The 17372-nt window shown below is 53.8% G+C and carries 13 protein-coding genes, 3 tRNA genes and 4 pseudogenes; 7 read left to right on the forward strand and 13 right to left on the reverse strand.

Going from position 1 to position 17372, the window contains the following annotated elements; all coding sequences use genetic code 11:
* Nucleotides 1–93: 93 nt before the first annotated feature.
* The 4 genes and pseudogenes from HLB35_RS01055 to HLB35_RS01070 form a co-directional block, all read right to left on the reverse strand.
* Nucleotides 94–822: an ABC transporter permease gene (locus tag HLB35_RS01055; protein ID WP_171701186.1), complete on the reverse strand. Its 729-nt coding sequence runs from the start codon at nt 820–822 to the stop codon at nt 94–96.
* On the reverse strand, nt 822–1526 hold the full coding sequence (locus tag HLB35_RS01060) for an ABC transporter permease (protein ID WP_171701187.1): 705 nt from the start codon (nt 1524–1526) through the stop codon (nt 822–824). The genes HLB35_RS01055 and HLB35_RS01060 overlap by 1 nt, the downstream gene beginning before the upstream one ends.
* Before the next feature lie 25 nt (nt 1527–1551).
* Complete coding sequence (locus HLB35_RS01065) at nt 1552–2322, reverse strand: ABC transporter ATP-binding protein (RefSeq protein ID WP_171701188.1); 771 nt, start codon at nt 2320–2322, stop codon at nt 1552–1554.
* A 190-nt stretch (nt 2323–2512) separates the two neighbouring features.
* Nucleotides 2513–3500, reverse strand: a pseudogene (locus HLB35_RS01070) (succinylglutamate desuccinylase).
* Between the two features lie 253 nt (nt 3501–3753).
* Between HLB35_RS01070 and wrbA the strand changes: the two are divergent.
* From wrbA to HLB35_RS01085, 3 genes and pseudogenes are all read left to right on the forward strand, one after another.
* Nucleotides 3754–4352: pseudogene (wrbA, locus tag HLB35_RS01075) on the forward strand (NAD(P)H:quinone oxidoreductase).
* Nucleotides 4353–4676: 324 nt separating this feature from the next.
* Nucleotides 4677–6209 (forward strand): tetrathionate reductase family octaheme c-type cytochrome, encoded by a 1533-nt coding sequence (locus HLB35_RS01080; protein ID WP_171701189.1) that lies wholly within the window; start codon nt 4677–4679, stop codon nt 6207–6209.
* A gap of 1 nt (nt 6210) precedes the next feature.
* Nucleotides 6211–6852: a cytochrome b/b6 domain-containing protein gene (locus tag HLB35_RS01085; RefSeq protein ID WP_171701190.1), complete on the forward strand. Its 642-nt coding sequence runs from the start codon at nt 6211–6213 to the stop codon at nt 6850–6852.
* A gap of 32 nt (nt 6853–6884) precedes the next feature.
* Here HLB35_RS01085 and HLB35_RS01090 read toward each other — a convergent pair whose 3' ends face one another.
* From HLB35_RS01090 to HLB35_RS01100, 3 genes are read right to left on the reverse strand one after another with little or no spacing between them, the layout of a single operon-like run.
* Nucleotides 6885–7961 (reverse strand): tartrate dehydrogenase, encoded by a 1077-nt coding sequence (locus HLB35_RS01090; RefSeq protein WP_171701191.1) that lies wholly within the window; start codon nt 7959–7961, stop codon nt 6885–6887.
* Between the two features lie 37 nt (nt 7962–7998).
* Nucleotides 7999–8532, reverse strand: a complete 534-nt coding sequence (locus tag HLB35_RS01095; protein ID WP_171701192.1) for a lipocalin family protein — start codon at nt 8530–8532, stop codon at nt 7999–8001.
* Entirely contained in the window at nt 8517–9362 is an 846-nt protein-coding gene (locus tag HLB35_RS01100) for a M90 family metallopeptidase (protein WP_235936928.1), read from the reverse strand. Before HLB35_RS01100 ends, HLB35_RS01095 begins: the two co-directional genes overlap by 16 nt.
* Before the next feature lie 219 nt (nt 9363–9581).
* On the opposite strand from HLB35_RS01100, the gene HLB35_RS01105 reads away from it, so the two are divergent.
* Nucleotides 9582–9881, forward strand: a complete 300-nt coding sequence (locus HLB35_RS01105) for an MGMT family protein (RefSeq protein ID WP_171701193.1) — start codon at nt 9582–9584, stop codon at nt 9879–9881.
* A 61-nt stretch (nt 9882–9942) separates the two neighbouring features.
* Here the strand turns inward: HLB35_RS01105 and HLB35_RS01110 are convergent.
* Nucleotides 9943–11512 (reverse strand): annotated as a pseudogene (locus HLB35_RS01110) (GNAT family N-acetyltransferase).
* 55 nt (nt 11513–11567) lie between these two features.
* Complete coding sequence (locus HLB35_RS01115; protein WP_171701194.1) at nt 11568–12485, reverse strand: DMT family transporter; 918 nt, start codon at nt 12483–12485, stop codon at nt 11568–11570.
* Nucleotides 12486–12696: 211 nt separating this feature from the next.
* On the opposite strand from HLB35_RS01115, the pseudogene HLB35_RS01120 reads away from it, so the two are divergent.
* Nucleotides 12697–14708: pseudogene (locus tag HLB35_RS01120) on the forward strand (oxidoreductase).
* Nucleotides 14709–14788: 80 nt separating this feature from the next.
* On the opposite strand, the gene HLB35_RS01125 reads toward HLB35_RS01120, so the two are convergent.
* Nucleotides 14789–15103, reverse strand: coding sequence for a high-potential iron-sulfur protein (locus HLB35_RS01125; RefSeq protein ID WP_171701195.1), 315 nt, complete (start codon nt 15101–15103; stop codon nt 14789–14791).
* Nucleotides 15104–15407: 304 nt separating this feature from the next.
* On the opposite strand from HLB35_RS01125, the gene HLB35_RS01130 reads away from it, so the two are divergent.
* On the forward strand, nt 15408–15683 hold the full coding sequence (locus HLB35_RS01130) for an Lrp/AsnC family transcriptional regulator (protein WP_171701196.1): 276 nt from the start codon (nt 15408–15410) through the stop codon (nt 15681–15683).
* 61 nt (nt 15684–15744) lie between these two features.
* The gene (locus HLB35_RS01135) at nt 15745–16590 is read left to right on the forward strand and encodes a DNA/RNA non-specific endonuclease (RefSeq protein WP_171701566.1); all 846 of its coding nucleotides are present in this window, start codon (nt 15745–15747) and stop codon (nt 16588–16590) included.
* A gap of 248 nt (nt 16591–16838) precedes the next feature.
* On the opposite strand, the gene HLB35_RS01140 is transcribed toward HLB35_RS01135, so the two are convergent.
* The 3 genes from HLB35_RS01140 to HLB35_RS01150 all read right to left on the reverse strand — a co-directional run bounded on the left by HLB35_RS01140 (nt 16839) and on the right by HLB35_RS01150 (nt 17242).
* A tRNA-Leu gene (locus HLB35_RS01140) sits at nt 16839–16925 on the reverse strand.
* Between the two features lie 57 nt (nt 16926–16982).
* A tRNA-Leu gene (locus tag HLB35_RS01145) sits at nt 16983–17069 on the reverse strand.
* Nucleotides 17070–17155: 86 nt separating this feature from the next.
* A tRNA-Leu gene (locus HLB35_RS01150) sits at nt 17156–17242 on the reverse strand.
* Nucleotides 17243–17372: the final 130 nt, after the last annotated feature.

The raw sequence follows: 17372 nt of genomic DNA on the forward strand, positions 1-17372 counted from the left end.
CGCGTTTAAATTAACTCACTCAGGCATGAATGCCAAAAGTCTGGTCAACGTTTGAACTAACGTTTGTTTCACCTTGATCTGAGACACGTTAGCTCACGACATGGGCTGTAAATGCGCCAGCAGCTTTTTCTCCAGATAACGGAAAAAGTACAGAATCGCAAAGGTCAGGCACAGATAGATGGCCGCGACAAACAGAAAGGCTTCGAAAGGCGCATAAAAGCGCGCATAGACAAAGCGGGCGGCGCCGGTCAGATCCATGATGGTCACCACGCTGGCAATCGCGCTGGCGTGGAGCATGAAAATCACTTCATTGCCGTAAGCGGGCAAGGCGCGGCGGAAGGCGCTGGGCAAGACTACGCGCCTGAGCATCAGGTTAGTGGACATACCGTAGGCACGTGCTGCTTCGATTTCCCCTTTGGGCGTTGACTTGATGGCGCCACGGAAAATTTCTGTGGTGTACGCCGCCGTATTCAGGGTGAAGGCAATCAGTGCTGGCATGAAAGGATCTTCCAGAATCACCCACAGCCAGGTTTCCTGAATGCCATCAACAAAGACGACGCCGTAGTAAATCAGGTAGAGCTGAATCAGCAGCGGTGTGCCGCGAAACACATAGGTATAGGCGAAAATCGGCCATTTGATCCAGCCGCGCTTGGAGCTGCGGCCAATCGCCAGTGGCACCGCCAGCACCAGGCCAATTAGCAGGGATAGAAATACCAGTTGAACGGTGACCGTCAATCCTTCGGTGTAATAAGAAAGCGTTTGCAGGGTGAAGATACTGTTATCGGCCAGCAATGCTTCAAGCTGAGTCATTAGAGCATCCATCAGTCAGCCTCCCCGTAGCCAATATCATAGCGTTTCTGCAGGCGAGCAAAGAACCACTCTGAGGCGCTGGCAATCAAGAGGTAAATCAGTGCCACTGTGATCATGAAGGTGAAGGGCTCGCGGGTCGCTTTTGAGGCTTCAGCGGCGATACGTACCATATCGGAAAGGCCGATTACTGAGACCAGGGCGGTTGTCTTGAGCAGGACCATCCAGTTGTTGGAAAGCCCGGGCAGGGCGTGGCGCATCATCTGCGGAAAGCGGATGCGGCGGAACACCAGAGCATTGCTCATCCCGTAGGCTTTACCCGCTTCGATCTGGCCGTGTTCAACGGCCATGAAAGCACCGCGGAAGGTCTCACCCATATAAGCACCAAAAATCAACCCGATCGTGACAACTCCGGCCACAAACTCATTGATATTGATAAAGATATCGATATCAAACTGGTAGTAGAGCCAGTCAGTGAAGATGTTGACACCGATCTGGCCACCGAAGAACAGCAGCATCATCAGCACCAGGTCCGGTACGCCGCGAATAATTGTGGTGTACAGGGTCGCGGTTCGGTGTGCGACCCAGCTGCGCGACATCTTGGCTGTTGCGGTCAGCAGGCCAAGAAGAATGGCGACCAACAGCGACAGTAACGCCAGTGATAAGGTGACCCCGGCGCCTTCAAGCAGGCGTGGGCCGTAGCCGTGGAGATCAATCATGATAAGCCTTGCTCCGTGCGCAGGATCAATAATTGGGGGCGAGAAATTGCTTCAGGCGCGGCGATTGAGGGTTTTCAAGCACCTCTGTCGGGCGGCCTGCTTCTTCCACTCGGCCTTCGTGAAGATAGATCACCTGGCTGGAAACATCCCGAGCAAAGCTCATTTCATGAGTGACCACCACCATGGTGCGGCCTTCATCGGCAAGGTCACGCATGACCTTGAGCACATCTCCCACCAGCTCCGGGTCAAGCGCTGAGGTGGGTTCGTCAAACAGCATAACTTCCGGGTCCATTGCCAGGGCACGAGCGATGGCACCCCGTTGCTGCTGCCCGCCAGACATCTGCGCCGGGTAGGCATTGGCTCGATGAGAGAGACCCACCCGCTCAAGTAACGCATGGGCGTGTTCAACGGCTTCAGCCTTGGGCTTTTTCAGCACATGGATAGGGGCTTCGATGATGTTTTCCAGCAGAGTCATGTGGGCCCAGAGGTTGAAGCTCTGGAAGACCATCGACAGCTTGGCGCGCATATTGACGACCTGGCGCCAGTCAGCTGGTTCGCGCCCGTGCTTGGTGGTCTTGAAGCGAATCTCTTCGCCGTGAACAATAAGGTCGCCTTCATTCGGCTGTTCAAGCAGGTTCATACAGCGCAGGAAGGTGCTCTTGCCGGAGCCCGAAGCACCAATCAAGGTAATCACATCGCCCTTGTGAGCCTGTAGCGAAAGACCTTTCAGCACTTCGGTATCGCCAAAGCGCTTGGTGATATTACGTACTTCAAGAGGAATGGGCGTTGCGGCCATTGTTTTTGACTCCATTACAGGGGGTTGCCGCAGCAACATGACAGTATGACGACACAGAGTGGTCAACTGGCATTATTATATCCGACTTTAGTGAAAGCGTTTCAAACGCTATTCACTTCGTGTGGCTGGCGGTTGTCATACGGTTTTTATCGTTATTATGTTGATTGCTGATAGCAAATAGTGGGAAACCTTAGACGTGACTAGCCTCCACAGGGGCAACCAGCAATGCCGCGCGGGCGCCGATTTCCACATTGGCGTTTGGAAATACCACGTGAAGTGGCATTTCGCCGACTGTGAACGCTCCAGCGTGAGCATCCTGAGCCAGCAGTGTGCCTGATGGGAAGGCGGTAAAGTTGGGTATATCGTCATCAAAGCATAGAGTGAATTCATCACTGTGGCGCGTGATTTCCTGCTCCACCCTAAAAATACCATCCTGTCCGGCGGTTGCGCTGCTGGCGCCTGAGCGCAGGCCAGTGCCGCCAGTAGCGCCAGCATGGGACGCAGCGCGTCCAGGTCATTGGAACCAAAAGGTGCCACTCGGCCCAGCTCAAAGGTAAAGGCCTGGGCGCTGTGGTAGTGCTTGCTGTAGTGGGAAAATGTCCAGCTATGCTGATGCTGATGAAGTACTGCCTGGATGTCAGCACCCGCCAGCCATGGCCACTGTTCGTCTGCTGTGTCTGCTTCGGCAAACGGCTCGACGACAAAACGTGGATAGAGGCTTTCCCGAATCGCAGTATGCAGATCGTAGTGAATGGCGGGCAGCTCGGCATGGCGTTGATAGAACTGATCCACCTGGCTCATCAGTTCACGGGCGCGCGCCGGCTCATTGCCCTCCAGACCTAGGCCGCGTTGGAACAGGCGGTTGAGGTTGGTGTTGATAAAGCGTTTGCCCTGACGCAGGGCGGGCAGGTTGCCCAGAATCACCAGTACGGGGAACCCAGTGCCAGCAGGCCTGCTTCAATCTGCGCAAGCAGTTCACCAAGCAGCTCAACCGGTGCGGTTTCATTGCCATGAATGGCCGCTGAAAAAACGCAGGCGTGGGGATTGTCGCCCAGGGTTTCAGGCGTCAGTTCAAGTATCCCAGGCCCATGCAGTGTGTAGTTACCCGATGCCAGCGGGCCACTGCGGCGCGATGCAGGTTTACCTTCCAGCGTCCAGTCAAGCCATTCGGTGAGCATAGGGTGTTCCTTGATATTGTTTTTCAACGATCTTGTCTGTTGCCACCTTTACCTGAATGTCAGGCCGACGCAAGCCAAGACGTCGTTGGAGTGAAAAAGCCGGTGCGCAGGTGAAACAACCAATCAATTCGACTGAGCGCGTCGAAATCTTTCGCTTTTATCCGCGCAGTGAGTCGCTATGCTTGTACCGTCAATTAACACGCTGATTATATGGCGATAAATCAGCCCAGATCAGATTAAAAGGAGCAAGGCAATGACAAAGGTACTGGTGCTTTACTATTCCATGTATGGCCATATCGATACCATGGCACAGGCAATTGCTGACGGTGCGAAAGAAGTGGCGGGGGTCGAGGTGACCGTCAAACGCGTGCCGGAAACCATGCCGCAAGAGGCGTTCAACAACGCAGGTGGCAAGCAGGACTATACAACCCCGAAGCGTCGCCTGAGGAATTGGCCGATTACGATGCGATTATCTTTGGCACGCCTACCCGGTTTGGCAATATGGCAGGGCAGATGCGCACCTTTCTTGATCAGACCGGTGGGTTATGGGCCAACGGCGCCCTGCGCGGCAAGGTGGCCAGTGTGTTCACCTCAACGGGTACTGGCGGTGGTGACGAACAGACCATTACATCCACCTGGACCACTCTGGCCCACCACGGCATGATCATTGTGCCGATTGGCTATGGCGTGGAAGACCAGTTTGATATTTCCAAAGTCAGCGGAAACACCCCTTATGGTGCCGCGACGCTGGCAGGCGCTGATGGTTCGCGCCAGCCGGATGAAAGCGAGCTGAAAATTGCCCGTTTCCAAGGCAATCTGGTCGCCAAAACAGCGGTTAAGCAGGGCCGCTGATCCTGAGCTGACAAGCCTCCGTTTTAACACTGACTGTTTTTCTATAACCCTGCTGACCCTGTCAGTAGGGTTATTTACGGGTGTGGCTAATAGTCTCATCAGAGCCGTTGAGTCTGCTTCATGAGCATGGCAACAGCCCTGTCAGCAAGGGGAAAGATGTAAGATCTGTGTTTGGGCCATCACCAAACCGTGATATTCAATAAGCACCATTTTATATATTTTAACAACATCATTATTCCTCAAGGTTTATTATTTTTCAAATCATCATGTCCTAGCGTGTATCTGGTGATATAGACGATAACTAATAGGCCTGGAGAAAAGAGTATGACAGTCGCTCAACGGTGCAGTGTCGGGTTGCTTTTGTGGATATGGTTATCAAACGCTTTGGCGGCCACCGCGGATCATACTCAGTTTGATGCTTTGCAGGGTTCATTCACGTCTGCTCAGGAAGTAACGCAAGCATGCCTGAGCTGTCATACAGAGGCTGCTCAGCAGGTGATGGCGACACGTCACTGGACATGGGAGTACGAAAACCCGCATGACGGCGAACAGCTGGGTAAAAAGACCATGCTCAATACTTTTTGTATTGCAGACCGCTCCAATGAAGGCTTCTGCCAGTCCTGTCATGTTGGCTATGGCTGGGAAGACCAGCAGTTTGATTTCACCAATGAGGCCAACGTTGACTGTCTGGCCTGTCATAACAGCGGTGACTATGTAAAAGGGTGGGCGGGTTATCCTGTAGAGGGTACCAATCTGACTACTGTGGCTCAGGCCGTAGGTGAAACGACGCGGGCCTCCTGTGGCAGCTGCCATTTTTATGGCGGCGGCGGAGATGGTGTCAAACATGGAGATCTGGATTCCTCTCTGGTCGACCCGCATCGTGGGCTGGATGTGCACATGGCAAGTGATGGGCTGAATTTCAAGTGTAGTACCTGTCACCAGTCTGATGATCACAACATCGCTGGCAGCCGGATTCAGGGAACCGCAGTTGATAATCAGGAAGCCATGTTGCGTGGTCACCATGATGAGAATCGCAATGCCGCCACCTGTCAGTCTTGTCATGGTCAGTCACCGCATGAAACAGGCGCGGATGCCCAGCGGCTGAACGACCATACCCGTACGCTGGCCTGTCAAACCTGCCATATTCCGGCTTTTGCTCGCGGCGGGGTGCCCACCAAGATGGAGTGGGACTGGTCGACGGCCGGCCAACTGGATGAAAACGGCGAGCCTTTCGAAATCACAGATGACAACGGTCATATCATTTATATGAGCAAAAAAGGGGACTTTGTTCTCGAAGAGAATGTCGTGCCGGAATACGTTTGGTGGAATGGCGATACGTCTTTCGTTACCGCTGACGATACGATCAACCCGAATGAGCGGGTGATGGTGAACACCTACCATGGAGAGCCGGGTGCCGACGATGCGCGTATCTGGCCTGTCAAGCGTTCGCTGGGGCGTCAGCCATACGACACTGTACACAATACCCTTCTGCAACCGCAGATTGCCATCCCCGGTAATGATACGTCTTTCTGGTACAACTTTGACTGGGATAAAGCGCTTCAGGCAGGTACAGAGTATGCTGAGCAGCCGTTCAGTGGTGAGTATGATTTTGTCGATACTGCCATGTTGTGGCCGATCACTCACATGGTAGCCCCCAGTGAAGATGCGCTGGATTGTGCGTCCTGCCATCGTGACCAAGGTCGTCTGGAAAGTATTGAGGGGGTCTGGATGCCTGGTCGTGATCGCCATGTTCTGCTCGATCGTTTTGGGTTTGGGGTGGCAGGTTTGATGCTAGTAGGCGTTTTTGGCCACGGTGCCATGCGCTTTTTCAATCGCAACCGTCAGAAAGGACATTAATATGAGCCAGCGCCTTTATCTCTTTACCCGTTTCGAGCGTTTCTGGCACTGGTCTCAGGCAGGATTGATTATTTGCCTGCTGTTCACTGGCTTTGCGATTCGTGGGTCGCATTCATTACTTGATTTTCATGCTGCCGTCAGAATGCATGAAATAGCGGCCTGGTTATTGGTGACACTATGGGTGTTCGCCATTTTCTGGCATCTGACTACCGGTCAGTGGAAGCATTATATCCCCACCCTGGATCGTATCATGGCGATGATTCGTTATTACGCCTACGGTATTTTTACTGGCGAAGCACACCCCTATCGCGTCACGTTGGAGCGCAAGCATAATCCGCTTCAGCGCCTGGCATACCTTGGCGTTAAACTGGCGATCAATCCACTGGTCTGGGTATCCGGGATGCTCTATCTGTTCTGGGGAAGTGTCAGGGCGCTTATGCCCGCCTGGTTAAGCCTGGAACAGGTAGCCGGTCTGCATGCATTGGGAGCTTTCATGATGCTGAGCTTCCTGATTATCCATGTCTACCTGGCAACCGTCGGACATACACCTATGGCCCATATCAAGGCGATGATTACGGGATGGGATGATGGGCATGATAGCCACATTCCCGATCAGCCACTTAGGGAGGATCACCAGCCCTGACAGCGGACGCTGGTATTGAGTCACTTTTACCCTCAGCAGTGAAAAACCTGTTCTGTGATGGCTCTGCCCAAGGTCTGAGTATTGCCCTGGCCGCCAATATCCGGAGTTAGAACCGCCGGATTGCCTTCTTCGAGCACGGCCTCAATAGCGCTGACAATCGCATCGGCGGCGGCCTGGTGACCAAGGTGCTCCAGCATCATGGCACCAGACCAGATTTGGCCGATCGGGTTGGCAATCCCCTTACCGGCAATATCTGGCGCACTGCCGTGTACCGGTTCAAACAGGCTGGGGAAGTGACCCTGCGGGTTAATGTTGGCCGATGGCGCAATGCCAATAGTGCCGGTACAGGCGGGGCCAAGATCCGAGAGAATGTCACCAAACAGGTTGCTGCCGACCACCACATCGAACCAGTCTGGGTGCAGCACAAAGTTAGCGGTGAGGATATCAATATGGAATTTGTCCACATTGACCTCAGGGTAGTTGGCTGCCATGGTTTCTACCCGCTCATCCCAGTAGGGCATGGTGATGGAAATACCGTTGGATTTGGTGGCTGACGTCAGCTTTTTACGTGGGCGCGATTGAGCGAGTTCAAAGGCATATTTGAGAACACGGTCGACGCCGGTGCGGGTCATTATGGTTTCCTGAATGATCACTTCCCGCTCGGTGCCTTCAAACATTTTGCCGCCGACGCTGGAATACTCGCCCTCGGTATTTTCGCGCACCACATAGAAATCGATATCGCCCGGCGCCCGCCCGGCCAGCGGGCTTTTGATCCCGGGCATGAGCTTGCAGGGGCGCAGGTTGATATATTGGTCAAAGCGGCGGCGAAACTGCAGTAAGGATCCCCACAGCGAGATATGGTCAGGTACCGTGTCTGGCCAGCCAACGGCGCCATAGAACAGGGCATCAAACCCCTTGAGCTGTTCGAACCAGTCATCCGGCAGCATCTTACCGTGACTCAGGTAATAGTCACAGCTGCCAAACTCAAAGGTCTGGAAGTCAAGCTCAAGGGCAAACTTGCGTGCGGTGGCATCGAGTACGCGTAGACCTTCCGGCATGACTTCAGTGCCAATACCGTCACCGGCAATTACCGCAATACGCTGGGGCATGAAAATTCCTTATTGTTTATCGTAAAGTCAAAGGGCCCTAATTTGGGCAGCTATCGCCCTGGGCAACGTCAATCAGTTCATCGGTAGGAAAATCCATTTCGGCAGCGCGTTCGCGCAGGCGGTTCTCAGTCACCCCATCCATTTGCGGTGAGCGCGAGAGTATCCATAAGTAGTCGCGGTTAGGCCCGGACACCAGCGCCCACTGATAATCATCATCAAGTTCCAGAATATTATAGCCGCCATAGAAAGGGCCAAAAAAGCTGACTTTCAGACGCCCAACATCTTCTTCATCAATAAAATAGGCGCGGCCTTCCGCCTCATCCCAGGCTTGCTCTTCAAGGTTATAGCCGCGATTGACTACACGTACGCCGCCATCATCACGCAGGCTATAGCTGGCAGTGACGCACTCAAGTCCGCGCTCAAAGGAGTGATCCAGGCGGGCAATTTCGTACCACTCACCTAGATAGCGGTCGAGCTCGAAATCAGTGACGGGCTGGGTGCCGGAGGGGATGCCGGTACAGCCGGTAAGCAGACCCAGGCTCATGACCAATGGGATCATGCCAGTGCGCATGGTGACTCTCCTGAAAAGTGGTGGATAAAAAAGGGGGGATTAACGTGTTTAGCACTGAAAGCGTGAGAGTGGCTGTTGATTGAAGTAACGACACAGTAGCCCATACAGATCCGGGTAGGCATCCGCAAGAATCGCGGGGGCGCAAAAAAAGCTTCGCAGCACACGGCAAAGCACTCTCCAGGGTGGCTGGCCGCATAATCGTCAATCGGGGTTGGCTGACCATGCCGAAGTCTATCCTGAAGGTCATTCCATACGCCGCTGAATATACCGTGCCACTCTGCCGGGGTAATGCTGGTGGGCAGCGGTGGAAAACCATCAATATCAATGGCATTGCCCATATCGAGCTTGTGGGCCAGTTCATGGATTAGAACATTGTAGCCGTTGAAATCGCCACTTTGCATCAGGTCGGTAAATGACAGCACCACAGGCCCCTGATAAGAGGTTTCGCCCGCTCGGCTATCCGTGTATTCGTGGACGACACCAAACGCATCCATTTCTTCCACCTGGCGGGTAAACCCATCAGGCAGCAGGATAATTTCGTGCACGTTGGAAAAGGCATCGGAATGTTCGAAACTGCTCCATCCAAGCGTCAGCAAACAGGCCTGACCGGCCAATACCAGGTAAGCCGGTCGGTCAAAGGCAACGTCCTGTAATTCAGGGTGAAAGGTAATGCGTTTTTGAGCCAGAAACTGCCAGGCGCGTTGGCCAAGCTGCTCGGCTTCTTCATTGCCAAGTGTATTCAGTAACGCAACACGTTGGCAGGCTGTCTGCCAATCCGCCGTGGGAAAACGGCGCGATGACGTGGACGGGCTTAGCCAGCGAATGGGCATGGGCGCAGACCTGTTTGAACGCAGAAAAAGAGAGTTGGAATATTCACGAATAGCCTTCTTATACTAAGGGCGAAAGCGATTTGCAATCCTTTACGTTAACTTACCTGCGTCTTTTTATGAGAGAAGCAGACGTTATTGCCTTGATCAGGAAGATGGGAGGCGCTATCAATAGAAAGTATCGGCAGAGCCACTGAATGAACAGAGAAAGAGGCAAGCGCTATGCCACGCATCGAACTGCTTGAACAGATCTACACCATTGTCGAGCAGATTCCTGTTGGGCGGGTAACTACCTATGGGCGTATTGCGGCGATGACCGAAGGCGCGACCCCGCGCATGGTAGGTTCAGCGTTGCGCAATCTACCCGCAGGCCATCAATTGCCTTGGCATAGAGTGATTGCGGCATCGCGTAAGCTGGCAGACCACGGCGGTGCTGAACGTCAACACCAGAAATTGCGCGATGAAGGAGTGGTTTTCGACCGCAAAGGACGTGTCGCTTTTGATCTTGTCTGGCCTGACTGAAGTAGCCAATTTTTTGGATGCATTAAAGAATAACGCCGCCCTATTGGGCGGCGTTATAGCTTCAGTCTTCCAGGTTGGCGCCAGACTTCCACGACCAGTCTCGCCAGCGCAGATCAAACAGATCCTTGCGGCGATCCTTGAGGTTGGTCACCGAGCCTTCAGCGCGCAACACTGTCAGGCGGGTCAGGTCCAGGTCCGAGAAAAAGATCATCTCGGTGTTGGGCGTGGTTTCTGCCAATACGGCGTCATGAGGGAAGGCAAAATCAGACGGCGAGAATACCGCTGATTGGGCATACTGGATATCCAGGTTTTCGATTGACGGCAGGTTGCCGACGCTGCCGCACAGTACCACATAGCACTCGTTTTCAATCGCGCGAGCTTGGGAGCAGTGGCGCACCCGCAGATAACCGTTTTTGGTGTCGGTCCAGAAAGGCACAAACAGGATATCCATTTCCTGATCCGCCAGCAGGCGCCCAAGCTCAGGAAACTCGACGTCATAGCAGATCAGTATGCCGACGCGTCCGGCATCGGTTTCAAATATCTGCAGGTTGTCACCGCCTTCAATCACCCAGTCGCGGCGTTCCTGAGGCGTGATATGCAGTTTGGCCTGGCGCTCGACGCTGCCGTCGCGATGGAAGAGATAAGCGATATTGTAAAGCCGGTCATCTTCACCGACCTCGATCATCGAGCCGCCGACAATATTGATATTGTAGGACACTGCCATACGCGACAGCTCAGTCTTGAACTGTTCGGTAAAGCTGGCCAGAAAGCGGATGGCCGCCATCTGATCCTGCTGGGCAGCACGGTCCTGCAGACCCATCAGTGGCGCGTTGAACAGTTCTGGGAAGACGGCAAAGTCACTCTGATAGTCCGACAGGGCATCCACAAAGTATTCAATCTGCTGAAGGGCTGCTTCCACCGAAGAGAATTCGCGCATCTGCCACTGTACGGCGCCAACCCGCACCTGGGTGGGGCGTGTATCGAGAATATTGGCGGCAGGCTCGAACAGGATATTGTTCCACTCAAGCAGAGTGGCATAACCCTTGGACTGCTCATCTTCCGGCAGGTATTTACGCAGCAGGCGCTTGACCTGAAAGTCATTGGCCAGCTGGAAGGACAGAATTGGGTCGTAGAGCTCCTTGCGGGATACCTTTGTCGATATACTCTGTGGGCCCCATTTCATCAGCATGCTGGTGATATTCGGGAATCCGCCCGCCGGCCAGAATGGCCCGCATGTTGAGTGAGCGGCACAGTTCCTTGCGCGCCTCATACAGGCGGCGCCCTAGACGGTAACCGCGATAATCCGGATGAATCAGGATATCCAGGCCGTACATGGCATCGCCGTTACTGTCATTAAGGATGACTTCACGGTGGCCGATCAGGTCGTCGTACTTGTGAGGGTTGGAAAATTCGTCGTAATCCACCTGCACGGTCAGAGCGACCCCGACGAGCACACCGTCATCTTCAATAGCGATCTGACCGTCCGGGAATTCATGGATCAGCTTGTCAATCGTGTGCTGTGGCCAGGCGCCTCCAATATCATGATAGACCGCATCCATCAGTGATTTGAGCTGAGAATAATCCTCAGAGGTCAGGTTACGCGTGTTCAGGTGCAGATCTTCTAGGGACATGGTGTCTGGTTTTCCCAATTCAAAAATATAGCGTTACTCTAGCACTTCTGCGCCGCTACTGTTGAGGTCGGTCTGGCTTCCACTGGGCCAGTGTCTGCTTGAACGGCAGGGTCAATGTCTGTGCCATGATGACACCCCCGAGAATCAAAAGACCACCAATAATGTGGAAGACGGCCAAGTGTTCACCCAGAAAGATCATGGCAATAATGGCACTGAACAAGGGCATCAGGTTGATGAAAATGCTTGCCTGGTTGGCCCCGATCTGACGTACCGCGCGCATCCATAGGTACGTTGTAATGATCGATGCCGGAATGCCCGCATACAGAATCAGCCAGACATTATGCCCATCAACGGGCGTCTTTGGCCCGAGCAGATAAGGGGGCAGCAGAATCAGCACCGCAAAGCATATCTGGCCATACAGCATGACCCAGGGCGGCAGCTTCATCTGCCAGCGCCGCAGCATGACCCCATACATGGCATAACAGGTGGCCGCGACCACCATCAAGGCATCCCCTGGTGATACCTTTAGCTGCAGCAATGATAACGGGTTACCTTGCCCAAGCAGCACGGTGACGCCGAAAAAGGCCAGCACGCCGCCGATAATGCCGCCAAGGGTGGGCGGCTCGCGCAGGATCAGCGCGCTAAGCAGCACGGTTAAAAGCGGCACCATGGCCGCGAGAATACCCATATTGGTGGCCGAGGTTGTCTCTGCTGCCACATAAGCCAGGCCTTGCCATAAGCCCATTCCCAGCATGCCCAGTAGCGCAAGTCTTGGCCATTGCTTGAGAATCTCATCGCGATGACGCCAGGCGGCAGGCAGCACAAAGGGTGTCATCACCAGCAAGGCCAATAACCAGCGTAGAAAGGCAATACTGCTCGGCGCAATGCTGCCCACCGTTAGCTGGTTGATGGTCATGTTGCCTGACCAGATCAGCACCGTGGCCAGCGGCGGCAAAAAATAAATCAGTCGCATGTAAAGGTTCCTGAAAAAGGTTCCTGAGAATAGTTAGCCTGTTAATGTGACGCGCATTGAAACAAACGACAAGGGGCAAGGTTGTGATTAACGCATCTAGCCATCGTTGTCGTCCAGATTATCGAACTCAGGGGTGTACCTGATCCGCACAATGTCATACGCTTGTTTGAATAGCCGCAAACAATAACATCTGCTTGAGTGAGGAAGCCCAATGACTGCCTACCCGCATATTTTCCAGCCGCTACAGCTTGGCCCCTTAACATTGCCCAACCGCGTATTAATGGGGTCAATGCATACCAACCTTGAGGAATCACCCAATGGCTTTGCCAGGCTGGCACATTTTTACGCGGAGCGCGCCCGGGCAGGCGTTGGCCTGATCGTTACCGGTGGCATTGCGCCTAACCCTGAAGGCGCTGTTTTTCATGGGGCCAATGCGCTGATAGATGACTCTCAGCTTGCTGAGCATCGTCAAGTAGTAGATGCGGTTCACCGCGAGGGTGGGCATCTGTGCATGCAGATTCTCCACGCCGGGCGCTATGCCTATTCGCCTGAACTGGTGGCGCCCTCTGCTATCCAGGCGCCGATCAATAGGTTCACCCCGCGAGCGCTTGACAGCGACGAAGTCGAGCAGCAGATTGCCGACTATGTGCGCTGTGCCCGTCTGGCCCAGCAGGCGGGCTATGACGGCGTTGAAATCATGGGCTCTGAAGGCTACCTGATTAACCAGTTTATCTGCCAGCGCACCAATCAGCGTGATGATCAGTGGGGCGGGAGTTTCGAAAACCGCATTCGCTTTGCTATTGAAATTGTAAGTCGTGTGCGTAAAGCAGTCGGCAAAAACTTTGCGCTGATTTTTCGTTTGTCGATGATTGATCTGGTAGAAGAGGGCAGCACTCATGAAGAGGTGGTCGCCCTTGCCAAGGCGATTGAATCAGTAGGAGCTGATGCGCTGAATACTGGCATTGGCTGGCATGAGGCCAGGGTGCCAACCATCGTCACCAGCGTGCCACGTGCGGCCTTCACTCAAGTAACCCAAAAGCTGCGCAGTGAGGTCACGCTGCCATTGATTACCACCAACCGGATCAATATGCCGGAGGTGGCTGAACAAGTGCTGGCACAAGGTCATGCGGATATGGTCTCCATGGCACGTCCGTTTCTGGCGGACCCTGAATGGATTAATAAGGCCGAGGAGGGGCGCGCGGATGAAATCAATACCTGCATCGCCTGTAATCAGGCCTGCCTGGATCACACCTTCGCTGGCAAGCTGACGTCCTGTTTGGTCAATCCGCGTGCTTGCCATGAGACGGAGTTGGTGGTGACACCTGCAGCCAAGATCAGGCAGGTCGCGGTTGTGGGGGTGGCCCGGCGGGACTTGCGGCAGCCGTGACGGCTGCTCAGCGCGGGCATCAGGTGGTGCTGTTTGAACGCCAGGCCGAGTTAGGCGGGCAGTTCAATTATGCACGCAAGATTCCTGGTAAAGAGGAGTTCAACGAGACTCTGCGCTATTACCGAGTGATGCTGGAAAAGTACGCGGTGGACATCCGTCTCAATAGTAAAGCCAGCGTAGAGGAGCTGGTAACATTCGATGAGGTCGTGCTGGCCACTGGCGTACAGCCGCGTCAGCTGGCGATACCCGGTGCAGACCATCCCAGTGTGCTCTCCTATGCCGAAGCGATCCGCGAGCCGCAGCGCGTGGGCCACAAAGTGGCGGTGATCGGTTCAGGTGGTATTGGCTTTGACGTGGCTGAGCTGCTGGTCAATCAGGTGCCTACTGCCTTGGATATCAATGCCTGGTGCGATGAATGGGGCGTTGATCTTGAGATTAATCAGGCAGGTGGGCTGAAAGCCCCGCAGCATCCGGCCAGCGCCCGAGAGGTGGTGATGTTGCAGCGTAAAACCTCCAAGCCTGGCAAAAATCTCGGCAAGACCACCGGCTGGGTGCATCGAGCATCGCTTAAACAGCATGGCGTTACTATGCTGGCAGGGTGTGAGTACCTGCAGATCGACGATCAAGGCTTGCATATCCGCCATCAGGACACAGTGCAGGTGCTTGCGGTAGATAGCATAGTGGTGTGTGCGGGTCAGGAATCTGTGCGTGACTTACTCGGGCCTTTGGAAAAGGCAGGTATCAGAGTACAGATTATTGGTGGTGCCGAGGAGGCGGCCGAACTTGATGCCAAGCGCGCTATTGAGCAAGGCACTCAAGTGGCCGCTGCGCTCTGAGTGCTAGGTATGCTTCATAGGCCAGATTAAAAAAGCCCGCTATAAAAGCGGGCTTTGGTATCTTGGTGCAGTAGCAGTGCTTAAGCAGCAGCTGTCCAGGATTGGCACCAACCGGCTGGTTCGACGCTGTTCTGCGGGAACAACTGGCAGCCTTCTTTATCAGCAATCCAGAACATGCAGTTATTGCACTGTTCGCCTTCAGCATAAGCAGGATGATCGCTTGCTTCGCTAGCGACTTCTACGTAGTTCAACGCCTGGGCGTTGCTGGAGGAAGGATCCAGGCGTGGCAGATCCTGGGCGAAAGCAGTCTTGGAAAGAATGCCAGCACCTAGCGGCAGTGCCGCAAGGCCAAGCATACTGTTGCGCATGAAGTCACGACGGCTTTGATTAGCCATGATCTCTCCTTATCGTCACGGTCTGACGTTGTATTCACGGTCTTGTGGGTGGTTGTCCACCTCTTCAGGGCTCCGACAGAACCTGCTTAACCGGAGTTAAGAGGTATTTTAGCGTAAGTGCCTGCAGAGTGCGAATAAGCTTATCATCCAGCGACAATTCGCCACGTTAAGGGTTTGTTAAGTCCTGCCTAATAAGGCTTACTCAACCCATCTGCGCAGTCACTCATTGTGCTGTTATACTTTGGCACAAGAAGTTTTAATACGTTCCCTTGTTGTTGAATATTACTATTTCGTGAGGCTCGCCATGCAAAACGCTGTTATTTTGATCAATACCGAAAAAGGCCAGGTAAAGGCTGTGGCCGAACGTCTTGCTGATGTGGAAGGGATCAGCGAGGTGTATTCCACCTGCGGCCGCTATGATCTTGTCGCTATCGCCCGCACGCGGGATTTTGAAAGCCTTGCTGAGCTTGTCACTGAGCGCCTAAATAAAGTGGAAGGTATCAGTGATACCGAAACGCTTAACGCCATGCAGGTGCATTCGCGCCATGACCTGGAAACCATGTTCTCAGTGGGCTGGTAACACCTGCCCCTAGCTGTATTTTCCCGCATTACTAAAAGGAGTTAGTACCTTGGGTCGCGCAATGTCTCGTTTACGTCGTCAGGGCCGTCGCCTCGCGGTGACGGCCCTATTTGTTGTGATTGGTTCAGGCCTATGGCTATTTCAAGAGCAAAGCTACCGCGATGCCTATACCTGGGAAGGGGTGCCTACCTGGGACGAACTAAGCCTGACATCCTTTCACCGCGTGATGCGTAACGACGGCTACCTGTTAGGGTGGTCAGATTTGCGTGCCGGGGCCTTATGGGTCAGCTATCAACTCGCCGCCGTTGACGATGCTGCCATTGGCAGTCGCCCAGGCTTCTCGGCCGATTGGCGAACGCTCTGGCCAATCGGCACTGATAGCTACTCGGGCAGTGGTTACGACCGCGGCCACCTGGCGCCCAACTATGCTATCGCTGCGGTGCATGGCCGCCAGGCTCAGGTAGACACCTTTCTGATGAGTAACATGTCACCGCAAACGCCAGAGTTGAACCGCCAGCTATGGCAGCGCCTGGAAGAAGCGGTAATGGACCATTTCGCGCCGCGTTTCGAGCAGTTACAGGTAATCACCGGGCCGATCTACGCGGAAGGTTTCAGCAATGCTATGGATCGCGTTGGCTTTGTCGAAGTGCCGGTTGCGTTCTACAAGATCATCGTAGCGCCACACTCGGAAAACCCGCGCGCGTTAGCTTTTATCATGCCGCAGAAGGTGCAAGGCAATGAACCTCTGGATGACTACCTGGTATCCATTGATGAGGTAGAGGCAAAAACAGGGCTGAATTTCTTCCCCGATCTGACCCCAGCCGTCGAGCAAGCTCTGGAAGGTCAGATAAGTACTAACGGCTGGGCGCTGGAAGAAGTCGCCCGCAAGCCAGGGCGGTTTCAGTAAAAGCTAGCCAGAAATATCTTATGTCTTCCTGGCAGTTAGGCGTCAATAATCCGCTGTGCGGCCATTCTTTGCGGTTTCTGAAAAGCCGAAAAAGAGTGGTCGTTTTTATATCAGGCAGGAGACATTACCGCCCAGCACATTTAAATCGAGCGTAGATTTAAGTCGGGTGTAGATAAGGGTAGTTTCAATTAGAGAAGGGGCAACAGAAATAGTGGGGATGCTTGACAACAACATGGGGTTGATACTTTTGGTGCCCAGGAGAGGACTTGAACCTCCACGACCATACGGTCACTAGCACCTGAAGCTAGCGCGTCTACCAATTCCGCCACCTGGGCCTTACATCTTGACTGGATCTATCTAGTACTCTGAAACATAGCTAAACAGTGTTCGATTGGTGCCCAGGAGAGGACTTGAACCTCCACGACCATACGGTCACTAGCACCTGAAGCTAGCGCGTCTACCAATTCCGCCACCTGGGCGAACACTTGCTATATTTTTTTACTACTCAATAACCTTCACTGCTACATCTTTGTTTTGTCAGCTTTTAGTTAGCTGAAAAAAGATGTGGTGCCCAGAAGAGGACTTGAACCTCCACGACCATACGGTCACTAGCACCTGAAGCTAGCGCGTCTACCAATTCCGCCATCTGGGCAATTGGCGCGTATGATACCGAGATGGCCATGAAATGCAAGTGCTTTTCAGCCCAATTTACTGTTCTTTGTGCTTTCATGGAGCATGGGGTGTTGTTTGGCAACAATTCTTCTACTTACGTGGTTGGGTGA

This window comes from Vreelandella azerica, from assembly GCF_013112225.1.
Taxonomy (GTDB): domain Bacteria; phylum Pseudomonadota; class Gammaproteobacteria; order Pseudomonadales; family Halomonadaceae; genus Vreelandella; species Vreelandella azerica.